The 23,008-nt window shown below is 69.3% G+C and carries 18 protein-coding genes; 8 read left to right on the forward strand and 10 right to left on the reverse strand.

Annotated elements, in window-relative coordinates:
* Positions 1-74 precede the first annotated feature (74 nt).
* Complete coding sequence (locus AB0I34_RS16590) at positions 75-1,448, forward strand: L-serine ammonia-lyase (protein WP_360445779.1); 1,374 nt, start codon at positions 75-77, stop codon at positions 1,446-1,448.
* On the opposite strand, the gene AB0I34_RS16595 is transcribed toward AB0I34_RS16590, so the two are convergent.
* Entirely contained in the window at positions 1,449-2,156 is a 708-nt protein-coding gene (locus AB0I34_RS16595) for an SDR family oxidoreductase (RefSeq protein WP_360445781.1), read from the reverse strand.
* Positions 2,157-2,258: 102 nt separating this feature from the next.
* On the opposite strand from AB0I34_RS16595, the gene AB0I34_RS16600 reads away from it, so the two are divergent.
* From AB0I34_RS16600 to AB0I34_RS16615, 4 genes are all read left to right on the forward strand, one after another.
* Complete coding sequence (locus AB0I34_RS16600; RefSeq protein WP_360445783.1) at positions 2,259-3,089, forward strand: helix-turn-helix transcriptional regulator; 831 nt, start codon at positions 2,259-2,261, stop codon at positions 3,087-3,089.
* A gap of 143 nt (positions 3,090-3,232) precedes the next feature.
* Complete coding sequence (locus AB0I34_RS16605) at positions 3,233-3,874, forward strand: hypothetical protein (protein WP_360445785.1); 642 nt, start codon at positions 3,233-3,235, stop codon at positions 3,872-3,874.
* 22 nt (positions 3,875-3,896) lie between these two features.
* On the forward strand, positions 3,897-4,133 hold the full coding sequence (locus AB0I34_RS16610; protein WP_360445787.1) for a CopG family transcriptional regulator: 237 nt from the start codon (positions 3,897-3,899) through the stop codon (positions 4,131-4,133).
* Positions 4,130-4,564 carry a PIN domain-containing protein gene (locus tag AB0I34_RS16615; protein ID WP_360445788.1) on the forward strand — a complete coding sequence of 145 codons (435 nt, stop codon included), beginning with the start codon at positions 4,130-4,132 and terminating at the stop codon, positions 4,562-4,564. The genes AB0I34_RS16610 and AB0I34_RS16615 overlap by 4 nt, the downstream gene beginning before the upstream one ends.
* Positions 4,565-4,567: 3 nt before the next feature.
* Here the strand turns inward: AB0I34_RS16615 and AB0I34_RS16620 are convergent, their stop codons facing one another.
* From AB0I34_RS16620 to lysX, 3 genes are all read right to left on the reverse strand, one after another.
* Positions 4,568-5,395 carry an alpha/beta fold hydrolase gene (locus AB0I34_RS16620; protein WP_360445790.1) on the reverse strand — a complete coding sequence of 276 codons (828 nt, stop codon included), beginning with the start codon at positions 5,393-5,395 and terminating at the stop codon, positions 4,568-4,570.
* A 71-nt stretch (positions 5,396-5,466) separates the two neighbouring features.
* The gene (locus AB0I34_RS16625; protein ID WP_360445792.1) at positions 5,467-6,390 is read right to left on the reverse strand and encodes a hypothetical protein; all 924 of its coding nucleotides are present in this window, start codon (positions 6,388-6,390) and stop codon (positions 5,467-5,469) included.
* A gap of 78 nt (positions 6,391-6,468) precedes the next feature.
* A complete protein-coding gene (gene lysX / locus AB0I34_RS16630) occupies positions 6,469-9,825 on the reverse strand; it encodes a bifunctional lysylphosphatidylglycerol synthetase/lysine--tRNA ligase LysX (protein ID WP_360445793.1) in 3,357 nt (1,118 codons plus the stop codon).
* A 162-nt stretch (positions 9,826-9,987) separates the two neighbouring features.
* On the opposite strand from lysX, the gene AB0I34_RS16635 reads away from it, so the two are divergent.
* Positions 9,988-10,746 carry an alpha/beta hydrolase gene (locus AB0I34_RS16635; RefSeq protein WP_360445795.1) on the forward strand — a complete coding sequence of 253 codons (759 nt, stop codon included), beginning with the start codon at positions 9,988-9,990 and terminating at the stop codon, positions 10,744-10,746.
* Here AB0I34_RS16635 and AB0I34_RS16640 read toward each other — a convergent pair.
* The 4 genes from AB0I34_RS16640 to AB0I34_RS16655 all read right to left on the reverse strand — a co-directional run bounded on the left by AB0I34_RS16640 (position 10,743) and on the right by AB0I34_RS16655 (position 18,403).
* Positions 10,743-11,993: an ROK family transcriptional regulator gene (locus AB0I34_RS16640; protein ID WP_131359856.1), complete on the reverse strand. Its 1,251-nt coding sequence runs from the start codon at positions 11,991-11,993 to the stop codon at positions 10,743-10,745. The two genes, AB0I34_RS16635 and AB0I34_RS16640, sit on opposite strands and share 4 nt — an antisense overlap.
* Before the next feature lie 179 nt (positions 11,994-12,172).
* On the reverse strand, positions 12,173-15,097 hold the full coding sequence (locus AB0I34_RS16645; protein ID WP_360445797.1) for an AAA family ATPase: 2,925 nt from the start codon (positions 15,095-15,097) through the stop codon (positions 12,173-12,175).
* Between the two features lie 109 nt (positions 15,098-15,206).
* The gene (locus AB0I34_RS16650) at positions 15,207-15,419 is read right to left on the reverse strand and encodes a hypothetical protein (RefSeq protein WP_360445799.1); all 213 of its coding nucleotides are present in this window, start codon (positions 15,417-15,419) and stop codon (positions 15,207-15,209) included.
* Entirely contained in the window at positions 15,416-18,403 is a 2,988-nt protein-coding gene (locus AB0I34_RS16655) for a type 2 lanthipeptide synthetase LanM family protein (protein WP_360445801.1), read from the reverse strand. The genes AB0I34_RS16650 and AB0I34_RS16655 overlap by 4 nt, the downstream gene beginning before the upstream one ends.
* A gap of 411 nt (positions 18,404-18,814) precedes the next feature.
* Between AB0I34_RS16655 and AB0I34_RS16660 the strand changes: the two genes are divergently transcribed.
* Entirely contained in the window at positions 18,815-19,888 is a 1,074-nt protein-coding gene (locus AB0I34_RS16660) for an MsnO8 family LLM class oxidoreductase (protein ID WP_360445803.1), read from the forward strand.
* Between the two features lie 35 nt (positions 19,889-19,923).
* Positions 19,924-21,384, forward strand: coding sequence for an NAD-dependent succinate-semialdehyde dehydrogenase (locus AB0I34_RS16665; RefSeq protein WP_360445805.1), 1,461 nt, complete (start codon positions 19,924-19,926; stop codon positions 21,382-21,384).
* Here AB0I34_RS16665 and AB0I34_RS16670 read toward each other — a convergent pair whose 3' ends face one another.
* Together AB0I34_RS16670 and AB0I34_RS16675 are read right to left on the reverse strand one after the other, a co-directional pair.
* Positions 21,385-22,611, reverse strand: a complete 1,227-nt coding sequence (locus AB0I34_RS16670; protein ID WP_360445806.1) for a glutathionylspermidine synthase family protein — start codon at positions 22,609-22,611, stop codon at positions 21,385-21,387.
* Positions 22,611-22,994 carry a hypothetical protein gene (locus AB0I34_RS16675; protein ID WP_360445807.1) on the reverse strand — a complete coding sequence of 128 codons (384 nt, stop codon included), beginning with the start codon at positions 22,992-22,994 and terminating at the stop codon, positions 22,611-22,613. The genes AB0I34_RS16670 and AB0I34_RS16675 overlap by 1 nt, the downstream gene beginning before the upstream one ends.
* Positions 22,995-23,008 lie beyond the last annotated feature (14 nt).

Below are 23,008 nucleotides of genomic sequence, written 5' to 3' on the forward strand. Positions count from 1 at the left end.
GACGTCCCCGGACGTCTGACAGAGCGGGGAGGACACCAAACGGTCAACGGCGACCGGAAGGAAACCTCCACACGATGGCGATCAGCGTCTTCGACCTGTTCAGTATCGGGATCGGCCCGTCGAGCTCCCACACAGTGGGACCGATGCGCGCCGCCCGCACCTTCGCACTCGGCCTGGCCGATGCCGGCCTGCTGGCTACTACCGCGACCGTCGAGGCACAGCTGTTCGGTTCGCTGGGAGTGACCGGCCACGGCCACGGCAGCGACAAGGCGGTCCTGCTCGGTCTCGAGGCCGAGGATCCCGAGACCGTCGTCACTCATTCGGTCGACGCACGTGTCGAGACGATCCGCGAGCGCGGCCGGTTGCTGCTGGCCGGCACGCACGAGATCACGTTCGACGAGAACGCACACCTGGTGATGCACCGGCGCAAGGTCCTGCCGTACCACCCGAACGGGATGACGTTCGTGGCCCGGTCCGCGGACGGCGGCGTACTGCGGGAGCGGACGTACTACTCGGTCGGCGGCGGGTTCGTGGTCGACGAGAACGCGGCGGCCGGGGACCGGATCGTGCCGGACACGACCCCACTGAAGTACCCGTTCACGACTGGCGCCGAGCTGCTCGAGCGGTGCCGCGAGTCGCAGTTGCCGATCAGCGAGGTGATGCTCGCCAACGAGCTGGCCTGGCGGACCGAGACCGAGATCCACGACGGCCTGCTGCACATCTGGCAGGTGATGCAGGACTGCGTCCGCGAGGGCTGTGAGACCGAGGGCATCCTGCCCGGCGGCCTGAAGGTGCCGCGGCGGGCGCACGCGCTGCACCAGAAGCTGAGCCGCGACCCGTGGTCGGTGGATCCGCTCAAGGTGATGGACTGGGTCAACCTGTTCGCCCTCGCGGTGAACGAGCAGAACGCGTCCGGCGGGCGGATCGTCACCGCGCCGACGAACGGCGCCGCGGGCATCATCCCCGCCGTACTGCACTACTACCGGCGGTTCGTGCCGGGGGCAACCGACGACGGCGCGGTCCGGTTCCTGCTTACCGCCGGCGCGATCGGCGTGCTCTACAAGGAGAACGCGTCGATCTCCGGCGCCGAGGTCGGCTGCCAGGGCGAGGTCGGCTCGGCCTGCTCGATGGCGGCGGCCGGGCTGTGCGAGGTCCTCGGCGGTACGCCGCAGCAGGTCGAGAACGCGGCCGAGATCGCGATGGAGCACAACCTCGGCCTGACCTGCGACCCGGTCGGCGGGCTGGTGCAGATCCCGTGCATCGAGCGGAACGCGATGGCGTCGGTGAAGGCGGTCAACGCGGCCCGGATGGCGATGCACGGCGACGGGGTGCACGTGGTCACCCTCGACAAGGTGATCAAGACGATGCGCGAGACCGGCGCCGACATGAAGATCAAGTACAAGGAGACGTCCCGCGGCGGCCTGGCCGTCAACGTCATCGAATGCTGATCACCAAGGCACGGTTCCGGTCAGGCTCAGATACTCACCGGTCGGTCCGTCCGGGCCGATCTGGGCCAGCCGGACGATGATCTCCGCTCCCTGCTCGACCGTCTGGTCGCCGCGGTGCCCGTTGAAGTCGGTCGCGGTGTAGCCGGGGTCGACCGTGTTGATCCGCAGTTCCGGCAGTTGCCGCGCGTACTGGACGGTGAGCATGTTGAGCGCGGCCTTCGAGGAGCCGTAGCCCGGTGCGGGAACCCAGACCGGGACCCCAGCGGACTGTCCCTCTGGATCTACGGCCGTGGCGATCGAGCCGAGCCCGCTGGACACATTCACGACGACCGGGTTGGCGCTGCGCTTGAGCAGCGGCAGGAAACGGTGCAGCATTCGGACCGGTCCGAACACGTTGACGTCGTACGTCTGTCGCAGGTCATCAGCCGTCAGGTCCCAGGCGGTGCGGATCGGGCCAAAAACGCCTGCATTGTTGATCAGTACGTCGAGTCCGCCGGCCTCGGCCTCGATCTGAGTGGCCGCATTGTCGACGGACTCGTCGCTGGTGACGTCGAGCGGCACGTATCGCGCATCGAGAGTGGCCGCGGCCTCCTTGCCTCGCTGGGGATCGCGGGCGCCGATGTAGACGGTGTGCCCGGCGGCGATCAGCCGGCGGGCGGTTTCGAATCCAAGGCTCTTGTTGGCCCCGGTGATGAGTGTCGTGGTCATGCACTCAGCCTCGCGCCAGGGGTGTCGGCCAGGTAGTACCCGCGATGTCCTAGGGAACGGCAGTACCAGGCTGGCCGGTGCGGTGCGCGGAATACTGGGTGCATGAGCGAGCTGGGCCGGACACTGCACGCGTGGCGGGATCGGGTGACGCCGGACGCGGTCGGCCTTCCGGCGGGCGGCAAGCGGCGAGCGCCGGGACTGCGCCGGGAAGAGTTGGCGCACCTGGCCGGAATGTCGGTGGACTATGTCGTCCGCCTCGAGCAGGGTCGATCGGATTCGCCGTCGGTCCAGGTGCTGACCGCGTTGTCCCGGGCACTTCGCCTGTCCGATGCCGAGCGCAACCATCTCTTCGTACTCGCCGGCCAGGTGGAACCGTCTCCGGGGAGGATTTCGGCGTACATCCCGCCCGGCGTACAGCGGATCGTGGACCAGCTCGACGGTGCGCCGCTGTGCGTGTGCGACGCCGCCTGGACGGTGATCACCTGGAATCCGCTCTTCGCGGCCCTGATCGGTGATCCATCCGAGTGGCGTGGCCGGTGGCGGAACATCATCTGGCGCCAGTACGCGGCTCCGGGGGAACGCGTCGTACAGACACCCGAGCAGCAGCGGACGTTCCGGGCCGCGATGGTGACGGACCTGCGTGCCTCGATCGCTCGCTATCCGCACGACCCGGAGCTCAAGGGGCTGATCCACGAACTGCGGGCCGGCTACGACGCGTTCGCCCAGCTCTGGGATCAACCGGTCGTCGGGTTCCATCAGAGCGAACAGAAGACCATCAACCACCCCGATCTCGGTGCCATCGTCATCGACTGCGACGTACTCACAGTGCCGGGCAATGATCTGCGCATCGTGGTCTACACCGCCGCGCCGAACAGCGAGGCCGCCGAGAAGCTGCGACTGCTGTCGGTCGTCGGCCTGCAGACGCTCGGGTGATAACTGAACTCACCGGTCCCATGACGGAGCGGAATCCTACGCGCGCGTAGGGGTAACTCGGCTGCCGAAAAGTTGCGATCTAGCGTGGAATTTCTTCCAAGGGCTGTTTGAAGCGCTGGTGCACCAGATACCCTCCGGGACTTGTGAGACCGATCGCTGCCGTGGCCGCCCGCCGCCCGCCCTGGCAGAACCCGCAGCGGCTGCGACAGGTCGCCGGCGTCGCCGGCGCACTGCTGCTGCTCTACCTTGTGCTGGTCCTGATCGCTCTCCTCGGGGGCCCGCGGCTGGGCGCGTCGTTCCTGCCGCTGCCCGGCGGCGGACCGGACCCGGCCAACCCGGTCGCCGGGCTCCAGCCCAGTCAGCCGACCAAGAACGTCCCGACGATCCCGGGCGGCAGTTCGCCGACCCCCGGTGCCACGCTCGCGAGTACGCCGTTGCCGCCGGCAATCACCCCGGAGGAGACGACCGGCACGGGCAACTCCGTCGTCGACAGCGGAGTGAAGACGCCCTCCCCGACGCAAATGGTCAAGCCGCCGCAGCAGGTCGTCGATCAGTACGATCCGACCACCCCGGTCGGTACCAAGCGGCCGCCGACGCACACCACTGCGCCGCCGCCTGACCCGACGACCGATCCTCCGGACAAGCCGACCAGTCCGCCGCCCACCACCCCGGACGACCCGCCGACCACTCCTGACGACCCAGGAACCCAGGACCCGGACCCGAACCCGCCGCCGCTCACCCTCGGCGGCCTACTCGGCGGCCTCCTACACACCCTCGGCCTGTAGGTACGTGTGTTAGGGTCGGTACATGTCGATGAAGCGCACCAACGTCTACGCCGATCCTGAGGATCTGGCGCTGATCAAGGATGCGGCACGTCGACGTGGGATCCCGGAGGCGGAGATCATCCGGGAGGGCATTCACCTCGCGGCGATGGCGAACAGAGTCTGGGACGAGCAGCTCGACTGGCCGACCTTCGACGGCAGCGGCGAGCCGCTGACCAAGGACGAGGTTCGGGCCGAGGTCGTGCGTCGTACCGACCGGTGATCCTCGTCGCCGACACCTCGGGCATCATCGCGGCCTTCGATCGCAACGCACCCGAGGGGCCATTGTGCAGGAAGCTTCTCCAGGACGCCGGGACAGTTGTTCTTTCGCCGCTGGTGCTTGCAGAGGTTGATCACCTGGCCCGAGCCCGGTTGGGTGGCGCGGCCAGGGCATCGATCCTCGAGTTACTGCTGACCCAGGTCCGGCGGATGCGTTTTCAGGTACCTGACATTCGCCCCGAAACCTTCGCGACTGCCTTGGCGATCATGAGCCGATACGCGGACCTGGATCTCGATCTGGCTGATGCTGTCAGCATCGCGCTCGCCGCGGACTACCGGACGGATGCTGTGCTGACCCTGGACCGGAGGGACTTCAGGGCTGTCCGTCCGCTCACGCCACATGCTGCTTTCCGGCTACTGCCTGACGATCTCTGATCGTCAGCCTTCCGGGGTTTGGAGGATGGTGTCTGCTACCAGGGCGGGTGCGTCGTTCATGGGGACGTGACCGCAGTCGAGTAGCGGGATCATGCGGGCGCGCGGGAGTTGAAGGTGAGCTCGCGCCGCCTGGGTCGGGATGAGGACGCGGTCGTGCGTGCCCCATGCGATGGTGACCGGGATGTCCGGTACGTCGCCGTCGAACGTGATGCCGGCGCGCGCATGCGCGGCGACGCGATCGAAGGCGGGTGCGTCGCGGAGGGCGCGGGTCTCGGCGACGACCGCGTCCGGATCGCGCAGGGCCGGGCGGTGGTAGATCGCGCCGGTCATCACCCGTCGGCCGGCTGCGGTGTGCGACAGCCGCCGTACGGTCGCTTCAGGGGTACGCCGGGCGACGCGGCGGAGGTTGGTCAGCAGGCCGATCGCCCAGGTGCGCTCACGGGGCGTCCAGAAGCCGGCCGGGGAGAGCGCGGTGACGGACCGAGCGAGACCGAGTTGGCCCATGCGGAGCGCGACCAGGCCGCCCATCGAGTTCCCTGCGACCTGCGGCCGGTCGACGTCGAGCGCCGTACAGAAAGCCTCGATCGCGTAGGCGAAGGTGTCGAGCTCGTTCGGGATGCCGGCCGGTACGTCGGGTGACTCGCCGAAGCCGGGGAGGTCGAGGGCGATCACGTCGCGGTGTTCGGCCAGCCGGTCGAGGACGGGGTCGAAGGCCTGCCGGTGGTGGCCGATGCCGTGCAGGAGCAGCAGCGGCTCGCCGGCTCCCTTGCGGTGGTAGGCGATCTCCACTCCCGGGACGCCGGCCACGGTCACGGTTGCGATGGCGCTCATCACTTCATCGTGACCCTGGGACGAGGTCCTGTCATCGTGACATGGCCGATGTCACATAACCTCGACAGACCTCAGTAGGCTTCGACCTCGGTCGTCGACGCGTTGCCGTCGACGGTCGGTTCGAGGTTCACCTGCCAGGACTCGTTCCGGCCGAAGGAGCGGTCGAACTTCTGGAACGAGCAGCCGGCGCTGAACTGACGACGTTCGGAGTTCCAGTCCGTACCGCTCTTGTAGTAGATCCGGTACGTGCCGCCGATCCGGGTGATCGTGGCGGCCTTGTTCGCCTGGACGAACATCATCACGTGCGGCTCGCTGGGTGGGTCGCCGTCGTTGACGACCGAGATCGCGACGTCGTTCGCCGTTCCGTTGGTGACCTTCATCCGGCCGGTGCCGGAGTCCCCCTCGCGGACCAGGATCTCGCCGTTGTCCGGTCGTTCGTTGTCCGGTGCCGGGCCGGGATCGGGCAGCGTGGCGCCGAACTTCAGCTTGAGCTTCGTCAGGGCCGCGATCGCGGTCTTCAGATCGGCGCGCAGCGTCCGCTGGACCTTCTCTGAGGTGTACGCGACTCCGCCGCACCGCGCGTTCAGCTCGGCCTGGTCCGAGTCGGCCAGTGAGACCGCGGCGGTGCCGAGGCTGTCCTGCAGCAGTTCGTGTACGGCGGTCAGGCGGCTCGTCACCGTGGAGTCGGCAAGTCGTGAGGCGGCGGTGTTCAGCGACTCCGCCAGGCTTGTCATGGTCTGAGCCAGCGCCTCGGCGGTGCGCACTCGGGTGAGGCTCCGCAGGTCCTTCGCCAGGCCCTGTTCGAGCTTCGTCAGCTCCGCCTGGTACGCCGCCGTCCCGAGCGGCCCGGTCGGGGTCGACGAAGCCGGAGCCGAGGACGACGCACCCGCCGGCGTCGACGGCGCGGCCGAGGCATCGTCCTCGGCCGGACCACCACAACCAGCCACCAGCCCCAGCACCGCAACACCGGCCCAGAGCACGCAGAACCGCTTCATGCACGTCCCCCCAGGTCGCCCCACAACCCTTGTGCCGCACAGGGTATGCGCACCGGCCAGGTCCGTGCGAGTCGAGCTCTAGCTTCTGGGAGCGGATCTAACGAACGGGAAGGCGAGGGTGGCGCGGATGTTCTGGCCGGTGAGCATCATCATGACTCGATCCACACCGATACCGAGGCCGCCGGTCGGGGGCATCGCGTACTCGAGGGTGCTGAGGAAGTCCTCGTCCAGGGACATCGCCTCGGGGTCGCCGGCCGCCGCCTTGAGGGACTGCTCGGTCAGCCGGCGGCGCTGCTCGACCGGGTCGACGAGTTCGGAGTACGCCGTACCGATCTCCGCGCCGAAGGCAACCAGGTCCCAGCGTTCGGCCAGCCGCGGTTCGGACCGGTGGCTCCGGGTCAGCGGTGACGTCTCCAACGGGAAGTCGGTGTAGAACGTCGGCACGGTCGTGGCCGGCTCGACCAACGCGTCGTACAGCTCGAGGACGAGCTCGCCCGCGGTCAGTTCGAAGGTCGTGTGTACGCCGTGCTCCGCGCACAGCTCGCGGAGCCGCTCGACCGTTGTGTCCGTGTCGATCGTCGCGCCCACGGCCCGGCCGACGGCGTCGTGCACGGTGATGACGGGCCACTCACCGGAGATGTCGATCTCGCCGTCCGGCCGCTGCACCACCGGCTTGCCGAACACCGCGGTCGCCGCCTCGATCAGCAGCTCGCGGGTCAGCTCCCGCATCACCTGGTAGTCGGCGTACGGCTGGTACGCCTCGACCGAGGTGAACTCCGGGTTGTGGGTCGCGTCGGCGCCCTCGTTGCGGAAGTTCCGGTTCAGTTCGAAGACCTTGCCCATCCCGCCGACACTCAGCCGCTTCAGGAACAGCTCCGGCGCGATCCGGAGAAACAGTTCGGTGTCGTAGGCGTTGATGTGGGTCGCGAACGGCCGCGCGTTCGCCCCGCCGTGGACCGCCTGCAGCATCGGCGTCTCCACCTCGATGAACCCGCGCGCCTCGAAGCCGTTGCGCAGGGCCCGGACCGCCGCGCTGCGCTGCTGCATCATCCGGAGCGAGTCCGGGTTCATGATCAGGTCGAGATGCCGCTGCCGGACGCGTGCCTCCGGATCGGTGAAACCCTTCCGCTTGTCGGGCAGCGGGTGCAGGCACTTCGCCGCCATCAGCCAGCTGGTCACCGCGATCGACAGCTCGCCGCGACGACTGGTGACCACCTCGCCGGTGACGCTGACGTGATCGCCGATGTCGACAAATCGCCGCCACTGCTCGCGCGCCGTCTCGCCGCAGTCCTCGGTCGTCAGCATCACCTGAAGCTGCGCCAGGCCGTCTTGCAGCTGGGCGAACGACAGACCACCGTGGTCCCGCATCCGCATGATCCGCCCGGTGATCGACACCGTATGGCCGGTGCGATGATCGGCCGGCAGGTTCGGGTGCAGTGCGCGCACCCGCTCCAGTGTCTCCGTCCGCGGCACGCTGACCGGGTAGGGATCGATGCCCGCAGCAATCAGCTCGACGAGCTTGGTCCGGCGGATCAGCTCCTGCTCGGTGAGCTTGCGATCAGGCGGCGCCGGTCGCAGCAGCTTCTCCTCCTGCTCACGGACGGCGGTAGCGAACGCGCCGCCGTCCGCAGCCATGATCGTGTGCCGCTCGGCGGTCGCCACGGTGTCGACCCGGGTCCACGGCCTCGGCGCGGGCAGGAAGCCCTCCGCGGTCCCCGCCGCCAGCAGGACCTGCGCGAGCGACGCCCCACGGGAGTAGCAGATCAGCCGTGGGGACCAGCGCGGCAGGTACTTCTCGTTCGACTGGTAGAGACTCTCCAGTTGCCAGAAGCGTGAGGCGGCGGTGAGCAGCGCGCTGGTCAGCCGCAGTACCGGCCCGGCCCCGACTCGCTCGGCATCGCTGAAGATCTCCCGGAACATCGCGAAGTTCAGCGAGATCCGGTGCAGTCCGAGGTCGCCGCACGCGTCCACCAGCGACGTCACCATGAACTCCATCAACCCGTTCACGGACTCCGGGTCGCGCCGCATCAGGTCCAGCGAAACGCCTCGCACACCCCACGGCACGAACGACAGCAGCCCGCGGACCTCGCCGTCGGAGTCTCGCGCGATGACCATCACGCAGCGCGCGTCGGACGGGTCACCCAGCCGCCCGAGCGCCATCGAGAACCCACGCTCGGTCTGCGCGCCGCGCCACCTCTCGGCGAGGCCGACGTACTGCGCCAGGGCCTCGGGCGACAGGTCCCCGTGCCGGACGACTTCCGCGTGATAGCCCGCCCGCTGGACCCGCGTCACCGCCTGCCGGACCGGCCGCATGGTCCGGCCTTCCAGCGTGAAGTCCGCGACGTCGATGATGGCCTCGTCGCCCATCGACAGCGCGCGCAGGCCGGCGTCGACGTACGCGTGCGCGCCCTCCTCGCTCACCGAGAGGACCGCGGGCGACCAGCCATACGTGCGGGCTTCCGCGAGCCAGCGCTGGATCGCGCCCGGCCAGGCGAGCGGATCGCCGAGTGGGTCGCCGCTGGCCAGGCTGACCCCGTTGACCACGCGGTACGCGATCGCCGCCTGCTTGTCGGGGGAGAAGACGACCGCCTTGTCGCGCCGGGTGGCGAAGTACCCGAGCGAGTCGCGTTCACCGTGCTCCAGCAGCAGGCGGCGTACATCGAGCTCCTCGGGCTGCGTGAGGTAGCGCACCCGGCGCACCGAGCGCAGGAAGATGGCGAACGCGATCACCAGCGTCGCGGCCGAGATCGCGCCGACCGTCAGGCCGATCCAGCCGTGGCCCTCGTGCCCACCCATCCGGTTGCGGGACTGACCGAAGGCCGCGACGATCGCCCAGCCGATCTTCTCCCGCTGACCGGTCAGGGTCTTGGGGAAGATCTGCGTCAGCGTGATGCTGACCGCGATCGAGATCAGCATGCCGGTGACCAGCGCGCCGATCGCGAGCCGCCGGGTGCCGGGCGCCAGCCGGGCCGGGAACGCGCCCCGGATCGTCCACAGCAGCACGATGATCGCGATCACCACGACCACCTGGACGATGCCGAGCTCGAGATCCTTGACCGTGGCCGGGCCGAAGTCGGAGAGCAGCTCGGCGTCGTTCGGATTGGCCAGCCGGACGCTGGTGAACGCGACGGCCGCGGTCTGTGCCAGTAACCAGAGGGCCTCGAAGACCCACAGCACCCAGAGCAACGCGGCGCGCTTGCCGCGCAGCAGCGCGCTGCCGACGACGGCCAGGTAGACCGCCGGGAAGAAGGTGTGTCCGGCCGGGATGCCGAAGAAGTCGAACGCCTGGTCGACCCGCTTCACGTACGCCGGGGCGAACAAGTGCAACGGGATCGCGATGAACGACCAGACCGCGGCGGCCACCACAACACGTCCGACCCACACGGCAGCACGATGCTGCCACGCGGGAATCACCTCGGCTTGTTCCGACCGCACGCAGCGATCATGCCATTACCTCGCTGCGACTTCGGTCGTGCCAGGTCTACCCCAAGGGTATAGCTGAGACGACAGTCAATCCCTCGGTTCGGGTGCGACGCTGTCGGGCATGTGCATATTCCTGGGGACAGTACTGGCCGGCGTGAGGCACGCTTGCTCTCGATGAGCGTCACCTGGATCGTGCTGCCCGGCCTGGCCGAGACTCCGGAGGAGTTCGCGCGGGTCGTCGAGTTGTTGCCGGGCACCGAGCTACGCGTGATCGATCCTTGGCGTACGCCGGTCACCTCCGCTGTCGACGACTTGCGTACGGCGGCCGGCGTACCGGCGGATGCGGAGATCGGATTGGTCGGTCACTCGATCGGCGGACTGGCTGCCTTGCGGTGGGCGCTGACCCGGCCGGTGGAGGTGGTCAGTCTCGTGCTCGTCGACACGAGTCTCACCTCGGAGACCGGGGTGCGGTGGTTGTATCCGGGGTCGCGGGGTGATCGGGCGGTGCGTACGTTCCTGCGGTTGCTCGGGCGGATCGGCGTACCGCAACTGCTGGGACCTGGGCTGCGGCGGCTGATCGTGCGGATCGGCAGCGCGACGAAGCGGGATCTGTTGTCCAAGGCAACTGAAAGGTCCCGGTACGGCGCTGCGTCGTCGTGGCTGCTGTTCTGGGACGAACTGGCCGGGAGCTGGGAGCTGGCGACCGAGGTCGGACGCCTGGTCGCCCGGCCGGTTGATGCGATCGCGCCGACCGTGCTGCTGGTCGCCACCGGTGGTAGCTCGCGCTTCACCGCCAACCGGTGGGTGGCGGGTCAGCAACGGCTGGCGGACGCGCTGGGCGGCTCGGTCGAGGTGCTACCGGATTCCGCCCACCTCGTCCACCTGGACCGCCCAGACGCAATCGCCGCGGCCGTCGACGGGCGGGCGACCTAGGCGGTTGTGGTGAGGGTCGGGGTGGGGAGCTTGCGCTGCCAGACCTCGTCGAGGGCCATGCGCATGGCGCCGGTGACGACTGCGTCCTCGGCCAGGGCGGACAGCTCCAGCTTTGGGTGGTTCAGGGTGAGTAGGCGCAACTGGTCGGAGATGGCGTCGAGCAGTACGGCGCCGGCCCGGGCGACGCCGCCGCCGATGACGACAGCAGTCGGGTCGAGCACGAGGATGGACGGCGCCAGCGCGCGGGCGAAGTCGCGGGCGACCTGCTGCACGACGGCTTGAGCCACCGGGTCGCGCTCCGCCGCGGCCGCGAACACGTCGGCCGTGTCGAGCTGCTCTCCACCCAGCTCGGCGAGCCGGGACTTCGGGTTGTCCAGTGCGGCCTGCCGGCCGAGAGCTGCGATCGCCTCCGAGCCGACCGCACGCTCCAACGGGCCCCGGCTGTCCTCAGGGTTGATCACGTCGTCCGGCGCGGTGGCGATGAAGCCGATCTCGCCCGCCGCTCCGGTGCCGCGGTGCAGCCGTCCGTCGATGACGATGCCGGCGCCGAGCCGCTCGCCCCACTGCACTGCCAGCAGCGTGCCGGTGCCGCCCCGTGCGGCGGCGATGGCGAGGGCGGCCAGGTTGGCGTCGTTGTCGAGCATCACCGGGCAGTCGAGCAGACCGCGGACGTGCTTGATCAGGTCGATCGCAGACCAGCCCGGCACACTCGGGACCAGCTGGACCCGACCGGTGTGCTCGTCCACGATGCCGGGGCTGGCGGCGACGGCTGCAGCCACGTCCTCGGCCGGTACCTCGGCCTCTGCGAGAGCCTCGGTGATCACCTCGCTGATGACTCCGAGCAGCTCCTGGGCGGTCCATCCGGGTCCCGAGCGCCGTACCAGGGAGAGCTTGCGGCCGGCCAGGTCGGAAACACCGACGGTCACCCGGTGCGGGCCGACGTCGAGGCCGAGCACCGGCGCTGCGCGGCCGCGCAGCGACACGCGGATCGCCGGACGGCCGAGCGAGCGGTCCGCCGAGTCGGGGCCGTGCTGCTGCAGCCAGCCGGCGTCCAGGAGTTCGTCGACCGCCTGTGCGACGGTCGGTCTGGCCAGGCCCGTCCGTTCGACCAGCTCCGCGACACGCAGTGGTGCCGGTGCGGAGCGCCGTACCGCGTCCAGGACTGCCGCGACGTTGATCCGCCGCAGCATCGTCGTACCGCCGCCGCCGACCGTTCCCTTGCCCATGTCCGACCCCTTGCCTGCCACTCGCCCATCCTATATAGAAAGCGAGCGTTCATAAATTACCGTGATTCCCGTGTCCGCAAGCGGCTGGCGGTCCCGACTGCGTGAGTCGACAACTATCACCCACTGGGGGTCCGATCCTCCAGAACACGCATCAGTGCCGGAATCGGACCCGCGACTCGCGGAGTGTCCCGGTCCGCTGTTCAGTCCTGCACAACGGTCCGGGCGAAACTGCTCAGTGCCTCCCGATCCGGTTGCTGGGTCTTGGTCATCAGGCTCGCCACGTGTTTCTCCACCGTCCGTGGCGAGATGTGCAGCCGGGAGGCGATCGACTTGTTCCCGATCCGGTCGACCAGCAACCGGCACACCTCGTACTCGCGGGTGGTGACCCCGAGCTGACGCAGGTGCGCGGGCACCTGCTCGGTCCCGCTCCGCCGCTGCGAGACGGTTGCCCCGAGCTGACGCAGCAGACTACGACAGACACTGGCCACCGCCGGCACCTCCGCGTTGTGGAAGTAGTCCTCGGCCTGCCGCAGCCACGCGACCGGCTCGCCCCAGCCGTCTGCATTGGCCGGCTCGGCCACCAGGCGAAGACCCAGATAGCGCGCCATCGGGTAGAGCGACGCGGTCTCCAGCGCCTCCACCACCTTGGCGTTGGCCGCGTCCACCCGACCGTCCCGGCCGAGCAGTACGGCGTGCGCCAGTCGGACGAACTGCTTGTTCCACCGCATTCCACTGGCAGCCGCGGCGGTGATCGCCTCGAAGTGCGCCCAGCCGTTGCGGCCTGACAGTACGCCGAGCAGCAGGCCCAGACCGTACTTCCCCGAGGTGTGCAGGGTGGTCGGGTTCTGCGCGTCGTACGCGAGGGCCTGCGCCATCTCGGAGTCGGCCAGCTCGCGGTTCTCCTCCAGCAGCGCGCAGAACGTCCGCGCCAGCCCGTAGGAGTACGGCAGCTCGTACGACGCCCGTTCGCCACCCCAGTTCGCGACCTCGGCCAGCGTCGCCTCCATCGCCGTACGACGGCCCTGATGCGCCTCGAGGATCGCCTTGGTGGACAGGAAGTACGTCGCCGAGCGGCCGAGCCGCAGGCGCCGGGTCACCTCCAGGCATTCGTCGATGATGACCGCGGCCTTGGCGTACTCCGACCGCAGGATCGCCTGCTGGCCGAGGATGCCGTCCACCTCGTAGGCGAGCGGGATCGCGCCGATCCGCAGCGCCTGCTGCCGGGCCCGTTCGAGCTCGGCGATGCTGCCGTTGGCCAGGCAGATCGTGCCGGCCTGGAAGATGTGCGAGCACACCCGCTGGAAGGTCATGTTGTGCTCTTCGGCCACCAGCCGGGCCCGGTGGAAGAAGTCGATCGACCGGTCCAGGTCGTGCTCACGGGACAGGATGCCGAGCAGTTGCAGCGCGTCGCACGCCACCGCGGGCAGCTTGGCGCGTTCCGCCGCTTCCGCGGCGCGAGTGGCGAGCTCGGTGGCGGCCTTCAGCCGGCCGGGACTGGGCCGGGCGAGCTCGAGGTGTGCGGCGATCGCATCGACCGGTGCGAGGTCGGCGTCGCCCGCGTCGATACCGAGCAACGATCGGGCGGTCGCGACCTGGGTCAGTGCGGCAGACCAGCGGCCCGCCATGTGTTCGAGATTGGCCAGCTGGACATGCAGGGCGGCGACCCTGCTGCTGTCGAGGTTGCGGTCGGCCATCTCCTCGATCGTCGCCGCGTGCTCGGCGCTGCTCTCGAACTGGCCGGTCTCACTGAGTGCGATCAGCAACGACCCCAGTACCTCGGCGCGGTAGATGGTGTCGGGATCGCCGGCCAGTAAGGCGTTCGCGCGTTCCAGCAGGTTGACGGCCGACGCCATCGACCCATCGTCGAACGATCGTCGCCCGGCCATCGCGAACAGCCGCCCGGCTCGCCCGTTGTCACCACCGGTCTCAGCCAGTTCCGCGACCATCGGACACCACTCACCCGGCAGACCGGGATGCAGTTCCTCGATCGCATCGGCACACCGGCGTGCGAGGGTGGAGCGCTCTGTCGGTGTCAGCCCGGCCAGCAGTGCATCCGCGGTCAATGGATGCCGGAATGCGTACCAGTCCGGAACGGGCTCGTCCGGCCCGACCAGTTGCGCCGCGAGACCGGCGCGCAGTGTGGCCAGCAGCAACCGCTCATCGGTCCCGGTGGCCTTGCGTACGACGCTCAGCGGGAAGCGATGGCCGATGACCGCGGCAAGCACCAGCAGGTCACGCGACTGCGGTCCGAGCTGGTCCGTCCGGCTACTGATGCTGCGCACAACGGCCGCCGGCACGGTGGTCTGCAGGCCATCGACCACCTGGACACTGCCGTCCTCCTTAGACAGCAGCTGTCCGGTCCGACTCGCCTCCTGCAGCAATTCCTCAACGATAAAAGGGACTCCGGCACTGTCCCGCCACAGGCTGTCGACCAGCGCATCGGGCACGCCGTCCACTGGGACCTCGAGGCACCCGGCCGTGAGCTCACCCACCTCTGCGCGGTCCAAGGGCTGCAGTTCGACCAGGCCGGCCGCTCCACGCTGTGCGGACAGTTGGGCGAGCTCGAAGGCCGCGCAGGTCTCCGAACGAAGTGTGGCGACCAGAGCGATCGGCTGGTCCTCCAAGTTGTCGAGCAGATACTCGATCACAGCGAGAGTCTCCGGATCGGAACCGTGCAGATCCTCCAGCACCAGCAGGCAGCCGCGGTCCTTGCCGACCAAGGCCAGCAACCGCAGGACAGCCTCGCCGAGAACGACAGTGGAGGTCGCAGTGTTGTGCGCCGTCCCGTCGTCCCAGTCCGGCACCAGGCGGCCGAGCACCTGGCGGTACGGCCCGAGTCCATCCGCCGCAGGCATCTCGCCGCGACGGATCAACGACAGCAACGCCTCCGTGAACGGGCGGAACGCAACCATCGTGCCGATCGCTCCGACGCGTCCGCGCAAGGTTGCCATCGCATCGTCCACCGCCCGCGTGGTGGCGACTCCGGCCAGCCGGCTCTTGCCGATGCCGGGCTCACCGACGAGGAAGACCGCACCTCCGTGACCGCCACGGGCTGCAGTCAGCAGGCGGTGGAGCTGATCGATCTCCCTGTCTCTGCCGACCACTCCGGGCGCACGGGTCTGCATGCTTGCCAACTCTAACGACGTATCGCTGCCACCGCAGCGGATCGGCGGGGCCGGCCGGGCACCCTCGGGTGACCGGGCGACTCCGCCGATCAAGCGCTTGCTGGCAGGGTCAGGCTTCGATCGTGGGCCAGGTGCTGAACCCGCCGGCGTTGGCGACCGCCGCGAGGGCGAACGCACTCATCCCTACGGTGCCTACGAGTGCCATCGCGCGGGCACCGACGTGGGTGCGCTTCGGCAGAGTGATCGGGCCGAGTGGGTCGGTGGAGTCCGGGCGCTCGAGCTGGGCGTCGCGGATGTCGTCTTCGTGGTGCTGGGCGGTCATGCTGTTTCCCCTGTCGCTGTGGGGCGTCCGCGCTGTGATGGGCGCGCCGACCCGGTGGATGGTTCGAGCAGCAGGACGGACGGGACGCGTTCGGAGAACGCCAGCCGGAGCAAGCCGTAGCCGATGCCCGCCAGGCCGGTCAGCAAGCCTGGTGACGGAACGGCACGGGGTGTCCCGCATTGTGGGCCGTACTGCTGTACTGCTGCGAGCACCAGCCCGGCCCGGCGTCGCCGGACCGCCTCAACGGCTGGGTGTTCGCGTTCGGCGAGCCACACCAGTGGCTCCACCGCGCCGAGCTCGCCATGACACAGACTGAGGTCTGCGAGCACCGGACGTTCTGTTGCGGTCCTCAGGTAGGCGTCGAGGTCCGCGGGTACTCCGGCCGCCAGCCGGGCCAACGCGGTCCCGGCGTCACCGGAGCACCATCCATGGCCGCCGGACCGGGTCCGCCGGTCCAGGTCGGCCGCCGTACGCGCGGCATCCGTGTACCTGTCGCCAGGTACGCCGTACTGCCCGAGAGTCCAGGCGATGCCCTGGTAGCCGCGGGTGAACCCGTGGTCGGGTGCGGCCAGGCCGCCGCGCAGCCCTTGGTCCACAGCGGCGACCAGTTCGTCGGCGTACCGCTTGGCCAGGTCGGCTGCGGCGGGGATGCCTTCAATCGCTTGCATGGCAGCGAGTCCGCCCGCCGCACCCTCGGCGTACGTCGGGAACTCGGTGGGCTCGGGCTTGAGCCGATCGGTCAGTTCCAGGGCTGCGTGCAACCAACTGGTGAGCTCAGAGTCGTCGAGCAACGTGCTGAGCCGGTGGAGGCCGTAGCTGATCCCGCCGAGGCCGTGCAGACCCGGTCCGACCAGCTGAGCCGTCTCCAAGTCTGCGGAGAGACTCTCCAGCACCAAGGGGATCGGGCGGATCGCGTCACGCGCCAGCTCGCAGTACTTGTTGGCTCCGGTGAGCACACCGACCTGTGCGAGGAACAGCGCCGTACCGGTGTAGCCGTTGGAAAGCCCTGCGCCCATTGGGCGGATGGCCCAGTGGTGGTCGTCGAGCAGTTCGAGGCCGAGCCAGTTGGCGGCACCGCCGCGTTCGCTGATCACCTGCGCCACGATCTCGTCGGCGATGTCGGTGGCAGCCGCCAGCAGGCAGCCGGGATCCGCCTCGGTGGCGCCGACGCCGTGCCGGCCGGCGGTACTGGCGTGCACGATCGGCTCCGGCCGAGTGGCGAGAGACGCGGAGATCAGCCACTTCTGCCGGTGCTCGTCGATGTCGTTGAGCCCGGCGATCTTCGCCTCGACCGCGGCAAGCCCTTCGGTGGCAAGGATGTTGGGGATACGCGTGCCGTCGGATGCCCACAGGTCGCGGCTGTCCGGCCGTGCCGTGAAGAGCGGCACGTCGCCCGCCCACATGTCGGCCAGTTCGTACGGCACCACGTCGCCCAGTGACTCGTCGGCGTCCCACAGCAGATCCAGCAACTGACTGCGACCTGCCGCGTTCCGCAACGCGTCGGGATGCGTTGCCTCGTCCAGCAAACCCGTGTAGAGACTGGTGTTCCGTGGCACGAACCGGATCCGGTCCTGCGCGCAACGGCGTACCAGACCGTCCGGACCGATCAGCTCGTCGCGATGCCAGGCGATCGCCTCGTACGCGGCCCGGAACCCGGTCAGGACGGCGATCTCGTGGTCCCGTGGCTCCATCACGGCGCCGTCGAGGTGTGGCCGGTTGGCAGCGCCGGGCGTCTTGCCGGGACGCCTGATGAGGTGCATGGAGTCCAGTCCGGCGTCCGCCCAGTCGACCACGCTGGAAGGCGCGGTCGCGTCCGCGTCCCCGCCGAGGCCGGACATGTCCGCGACACCGTGCTCGCCGGCGACCAGAAGCGGTAGCAGCGCTGTGCGGTAGACCGAGCTGAGCAGCGTCCGGTACGCCGGGTCCTGGCTGAGCGTGCCGGTTGGTAGGTGGCTCGGATGAAACAGGGTCTCGACGTCCACGAGCACCGGTTGGTCGCCGACGGCGATCAGGTTCTCGTAGTGCATGTCGGTGCCGTCCAGCACGTACAGCAGTGCCAGCAGAGCGCCTTGCCGCTGGTAGAACCGGCGTACCTCGGCCACGTCGTGACAGGGCTCGGGTACGACGTACTCCAGCCAGCCGTAGCCGCGACGGGGAAGCAGATCGACCGTGCGGATGCCCAGGCCGGTCTTGTCGTTCAGCCAGGCGACGAACTCGTTGAAATGCCGGTGCAGGTCGAGCGGCCGGGGCTTGTAGACCACCCGCCGTCCGTCGGCGAAGGTGAGGGTTGCGGTGGACCGACCGCCCCGGTGGGGATCGCCCCCCGGGTCGATGGCGGTCACCGCGCCGGGATCACGGCCGTCCAGCAGCCCGGTGACGAGCGACTCACGGTCCTCGGCGAGCCGTGCCAGCAGTTCGAGGTGTCCCTCGACGCCTTGCCGGCACGACTCGCCCAGGACCCTGGCCAGCACCGGGTATGCGGCCAGGAAGTCCGCCAGCTCGCTCCCTCCAACGAGCCGGTGGGTGAAGTCCAGAAAACGTTCGGCCGGAGTGTCACCGGCCAGCTCACCGCGGTCCCGGGCCCGAGCGAGCTCCAGCACCAGCGTGCGCGACGCCAGCTTGACCAGTCGCAGCCCGAGCCGCTGCAGGAACTGCTCGGTCAGTACGCCGGTATGCCCGGCTGCCGCGAGATCGCGGCGAGCTGCCGAGAGCAGTGGCTCCAAGCAGCGCATAAGCGCCTGCCGCCAGTCCATGTCAGGCCCACCCGACGCCCCGCCTGCCCCACCTGACGTGTGGCTGGCTGCGGTGCCGGTCCCTGCGGGGCCTCGACCGGCGGCAGGCGCGGTCTGGGTGGAGGTACTACGCTCCACGTACTCGGCCCAGGCCGGTGCGGTCTGGGCCAGCTCGTGCGGGCGCATCCCCGCGGACCACCAGGCTGTGCGCTGGTCGGTCCGGGTCGGCCCGGCGGTCGCTGAGTTGAGCACGCGGACAGGCTGTCATTGCCCACCCGCTCAGGGCATGGGTATCCGGCCCCCATATTTCCTGGGAGCTGGCGGTCCACGCGTGGGGCAGCACCTGCCGCGGGGTGACGACTGGGGGTTGACCACCCCGCGGCAGCAGCGCCCGGCCGGTCGGCCTCTGGTGGAAGGACGGCCGGCTCAGGTAGGGAGCGCTACGGCTCCCAGCTAGGTGTCTGCACTCGTCTTCGGCCTCCTCTGTCCGCGAAATCTGGAAGGAACGCCCGGAACGATGCCCCCACATCCTGGGGTCCGGCAAGACCTCCGCCTACCCAATTTCGGGATCGCCGGCAGGCACGGACAGATGGGTGCCGCGCGGTCCGAACATGGGGGTCGCGCACCCATGTGCGATCGGGCCGGCCCTGCCACGGTGAACAGGTGCTTGCCCCCGTCACTCCCGGACTGCCCGTCTCAGCCCATTCGGTGCTGGACGTCGTACCGCAGCTGCCCGGTCAGTCGGCTGCGGCCGCACTCCGGGAGACCGCGGAGGTGGCACAGGCTGCCGATGACCTCGGGTATCGCCGGTTCTGGGTGGGGGAGCAGCACGGCGTCCGAGGCGTCGGCAGCGCGGCACCGGCGGTACTCGCGGCAGTCCTCGCCGCACGGACGGACCGGATCCGGCTCGGCGCCGGTGGGGTCCTGCTCACCAACCATCAGCCGCTGGTCGTGGCCGAACAGTTCGCCGCACTGGCAGCGGCGTACCCGAGTCGCATCGATCTCGGCGTCGGCCAGCAGTTCGGCATTGTGCCCAGTACGGCGGCCGCACTCGGTGGCAGTGCCCGTGATGCCTTCCCGCAGCGGCTGGACGAGCTCTGCGGGTTCCTGCGCGACGGACTGCCCGGCCGCGCACCTGTAGGCGACGTACGGCTGTCGCTCGCCGGTCTGCCGCCTCCTGTGTTCGTGCTGGCCGACCACCCGGGCGCTGCCGCGACGGCCGCGGTACGTGGGCTGCCGGTGTTCCTGGCGCATCATTCCGCTGCGGCGCCGACTCCTGCGGCGGTGGCGGCGTACCGGGATCACTTCGAGTCGAGTGGGCCCACAGTGAAGCCGTACATGGCTGTGACCGTCGGTGTCGTAGCTGCCGACTCGGAGGAGTCGGCCATCATCCGGTTCGCCGACTACGTCCGGGTCAAGACCCGGCTGGCGACGGCATCGCCACGGGCGACTCCGGCCGAACTGATGGCTCTGCTGGATCCACCGCTGACCGGACGGGAACGCGGCCGCGCCGAGCGGCTGCTGGACGACCCCGGTCACATCGTCGGCTCGCGAGCGACCGTGGTGTCCGCGCTCGGGACGCTCGCGGCCGAGACCGGCGCCGACGAGATCATGCTGGTCCCACTGGCCTTCGACGGCCTGGTCCGGTCGGCCATCCTCCGGACCATCGCCGCCGGCCTGACCAAGTCCATCCGGACCATCCCCAGACACGCCCCACCCCTCATAGCCACCGCCTAGTCTGGATCCTGCCGACTAGTGAAAGGCGGGGCCTCATGTCACGGGAGCGGGAAGTCGTCGAGGCGTGTCCGACCGAGTTGTTCATCGGAGGGAAGTGGCAGGCTGCGGAGGGTGGCAAGACCCTCGCGGTCGAGGACCCAGCCACCGGTACGACGATCTGTGACGTCGCCGACGCGAGTCCGGCGGACGGACTGGCCGCCCTGGACGCCGCGGTGGCCGCGCAAGCCGAGTGGGCCGCCACCCCGCCTCGCGACCGAGGCGAGATCCTGCGGCGTACGTATGAGCTGATGACCGAGCGGGCCGACGAGCTGGCGCTGCTGATGACGCTCGAGATGGGCAAGCCGGTCGCCGAGTCGAAGGGCGAGATCGCGTACGCGGCCGAGTTCTTCCGCTGGTTCGCCGAGGAAGCGGTCCGGATCGAGGGCGGCTACCAGATCGCGCCGAACGGCAAGGGCCGGTTCCTGGTGATGCGGCAACCGGTCGGGCCGTGCCTGCTGATCACGCCGTGGAACTTCCCGGCCGCGATGGGCGCACGCAAGATCGGCCCGGCCGTTGCGGCCGGCTGCACGATGGTGATCAAGCCCGCCAGCCAGACACCCCTGTCGATGCTGAAGCTGGCCGAATTGATGACCGAGGCCGGGCTGCCGGCCGGCGTACTCAACTTGATCACCACCCACGACGCCGGTGGCGTGATGGAGCCGCTGATCCGCGACGGCCGCGCCCGCAAGTTGTCCTTCACCGGCTCCACCCAGGTCGGCCGGAAGCTGATCGAGCAGGCGGCCGGCCAGGTACTGCGGACCAGCATGGAGCTCGGCGGCAACGCGCCGCTGCTGGTGTTCGCCGACGCCGACCTGGACAAGGCGGTCGACGGCGCGATGCTGGCCAAGATGCGCAACGGCGGCGAGGCCTGTACGGCGGCCAACCGGATCTACGTGCAGGCGCCGGTGATGGACGAGTTCGCCACTCGGCTGACCCAACGGATGGACGCGCTGAAGGTCGGCCGCGGCACGGAGGATGGCGTCGACGTCGGCCCGCTGATCGATGCGACACAGCGGGACAAGGTAAAGGATCTGGTCGACGACGCTATCGCCCAGGGCGCCCGGACGCTCACCGGCGGTTCGGTTGCTGAAGGCAACGGGTACTTCTACCAGCCGACAGTGCTGGCCGACGTACCGTACAGCGCCCGGCTGCAGAAGGAGGAGATCTTCGGCCCGGTCGCCCCACTGACCCCGTTCGAGACCGAGGACGAGGCGGTCCGGATGGCGAACGACACGGAGTACGGCCTGGTCTCCTACCTGTTCACCAACGACCTCAGCCGTGCGCTCCGCGTCTCCGAGAAGCTCGAGACCGGCATGATCGGCCTCAACCAGGGCATCGTCTCCAACCCCGCGGCACCGTTCGGCGGCGTGAAGCAGTCCGGCCTCGGCCGCGAGGGCGGCAGTGTCGGCATCGACGAGTACCTGGAGATCAAGTACGTCGCGGTGAACCTGGACTGACTATTCGGCCAGCCAGCGCTGGACGGTCTCGTCGTCCGGTCGCGGACTGGTGCCGATCGCGTGCGGGACGAACCGGGCGAAGTAGTCCGTGATCGGCCCGTCCGACTCGCGCACCATCATCCCGGCCGCGACCCCGTCGACGATCCAGCTCCCGATCACCGCCCGGTTGCCCTCGTACGACGGGAGCGGGTGCCACTCCTGGTAGACCATCGTCGAGGTGTCGTAGGGCCCGTCGTGGACGTGGTCCTCGGTGTCGGCGATGGTGTGGATGACGATGTTGCTGCCCTCGCGGCCGTGCAGCGGTTTCGCCACCCACTCGAGTAGATCGCCGGGATCTCCGAAGTACGCCGGGAGCAGGTTCGGGTGGTCCGGGTACAGCTCCCACAGCACCGGCAGGATCGCCTTGGTGGACAGCATCGTCTTCCAGATCGGCTCGATCCAGCGCACCGGCTCGGCTTCCAGCCCGGCCAGGATGTACCGGCCGAACTGGTCGTCGAGCATGTCCTCCCACGGGTACAGCTTGAACGCGGTCCGGATCGGCCGGCCGCCCCAGTCGACGAACGCACGCCGTGCCTCGTCCCAGCCGACGTCCTCGATCTCATGCCCGTACGTCGCCAGTCCCGCCATCGCGGCGGTGTCGCGAAGATACGCGACCGTCATCGCCTCCTCGCCAGTGGTCTCCGCGCCGGAGTTGAAGAAGTGCGCCTCCCGGCCGGGGAATCGCCCGGCCGCCAGCTGCTCGCCCCACCACTTCACCAGCCGGTCGTGCACCGAGTTCCACTGGTCCGCGTCCGGGAAGACGTCCTCCAACCAGTTCCACTGGATCACCGCCGACTCCAGCAGTCCGGTCGGGGTGTCCCCGTTGATCTCCAGCATCTTCGGCTCGACCCCGCTCCAGGCCAGATCGAACCGTGCGTACGCCGACAGGTCGTCTCGCTTCAGCGACTCCTGCACCAGCGGGAGCGTGCCCGAGGCAAGACCGAGCTGGGCATCCGAGAACCGGTCACCCGACGCCATCACCGATGCCGCGTGCTTGCACATCTCGTACAGCTCCTCGGTGACGCGCTCGAGGTGCAGCACCTCGTCCATCGTCACCTCGTACCAGGCGCTCTCGTTCCAGTACGGGCGCTGGCTGCCGTCGGGCAGATCGGTCATCGGGAAGACCAGCCCCTGCTCGATCACCGTGTCCTGCCAGTCGGGCCGGGGCTTGATCAGGTGCCGCCACATCAGCCGCCAGAGCTCCCCTTGCCGGACTTGCCGAACCCGCCGCGGGTGATGGTGCCGATGTCGCCGCCCTTCTTGTCGACGCCGCCCCGCTTGATCGTCGGCGATCCCGTCCGCGGGATCGTGTAAGTGCCCTGGGCAGCGTTGTAGCGGCCGCCGATCGGCGGCACCAGGCCGCCGCCGCGGGTGGCCATGTAGAACCAGAAGAATCCGGCGCCGGAGCCGTGGTACTCGCGGTCGTCCTTGCAGTTCTCGTCGTCGGACCGGGTCTGGGTCTGCGGATCGACGCAGATCGCGGCGTAGTCGGGCTGGCTGTTGTTGGAGCATCCGGTCAGCGACGCGGCCACCAGCGCGGTGAGCCCGAGCGTGACGCCCGCGCTGCGCATCCGCCTCCTGGTCT

This window comes from Kribbella sp. NPDC050281 (genome assembly GCF_040655855.1).
Taxonomy (GTDB): Bacteria; Actinomycetota; Actinomycetes; order Propionibacteriales; family Kribbellaceae; genus Kribbella.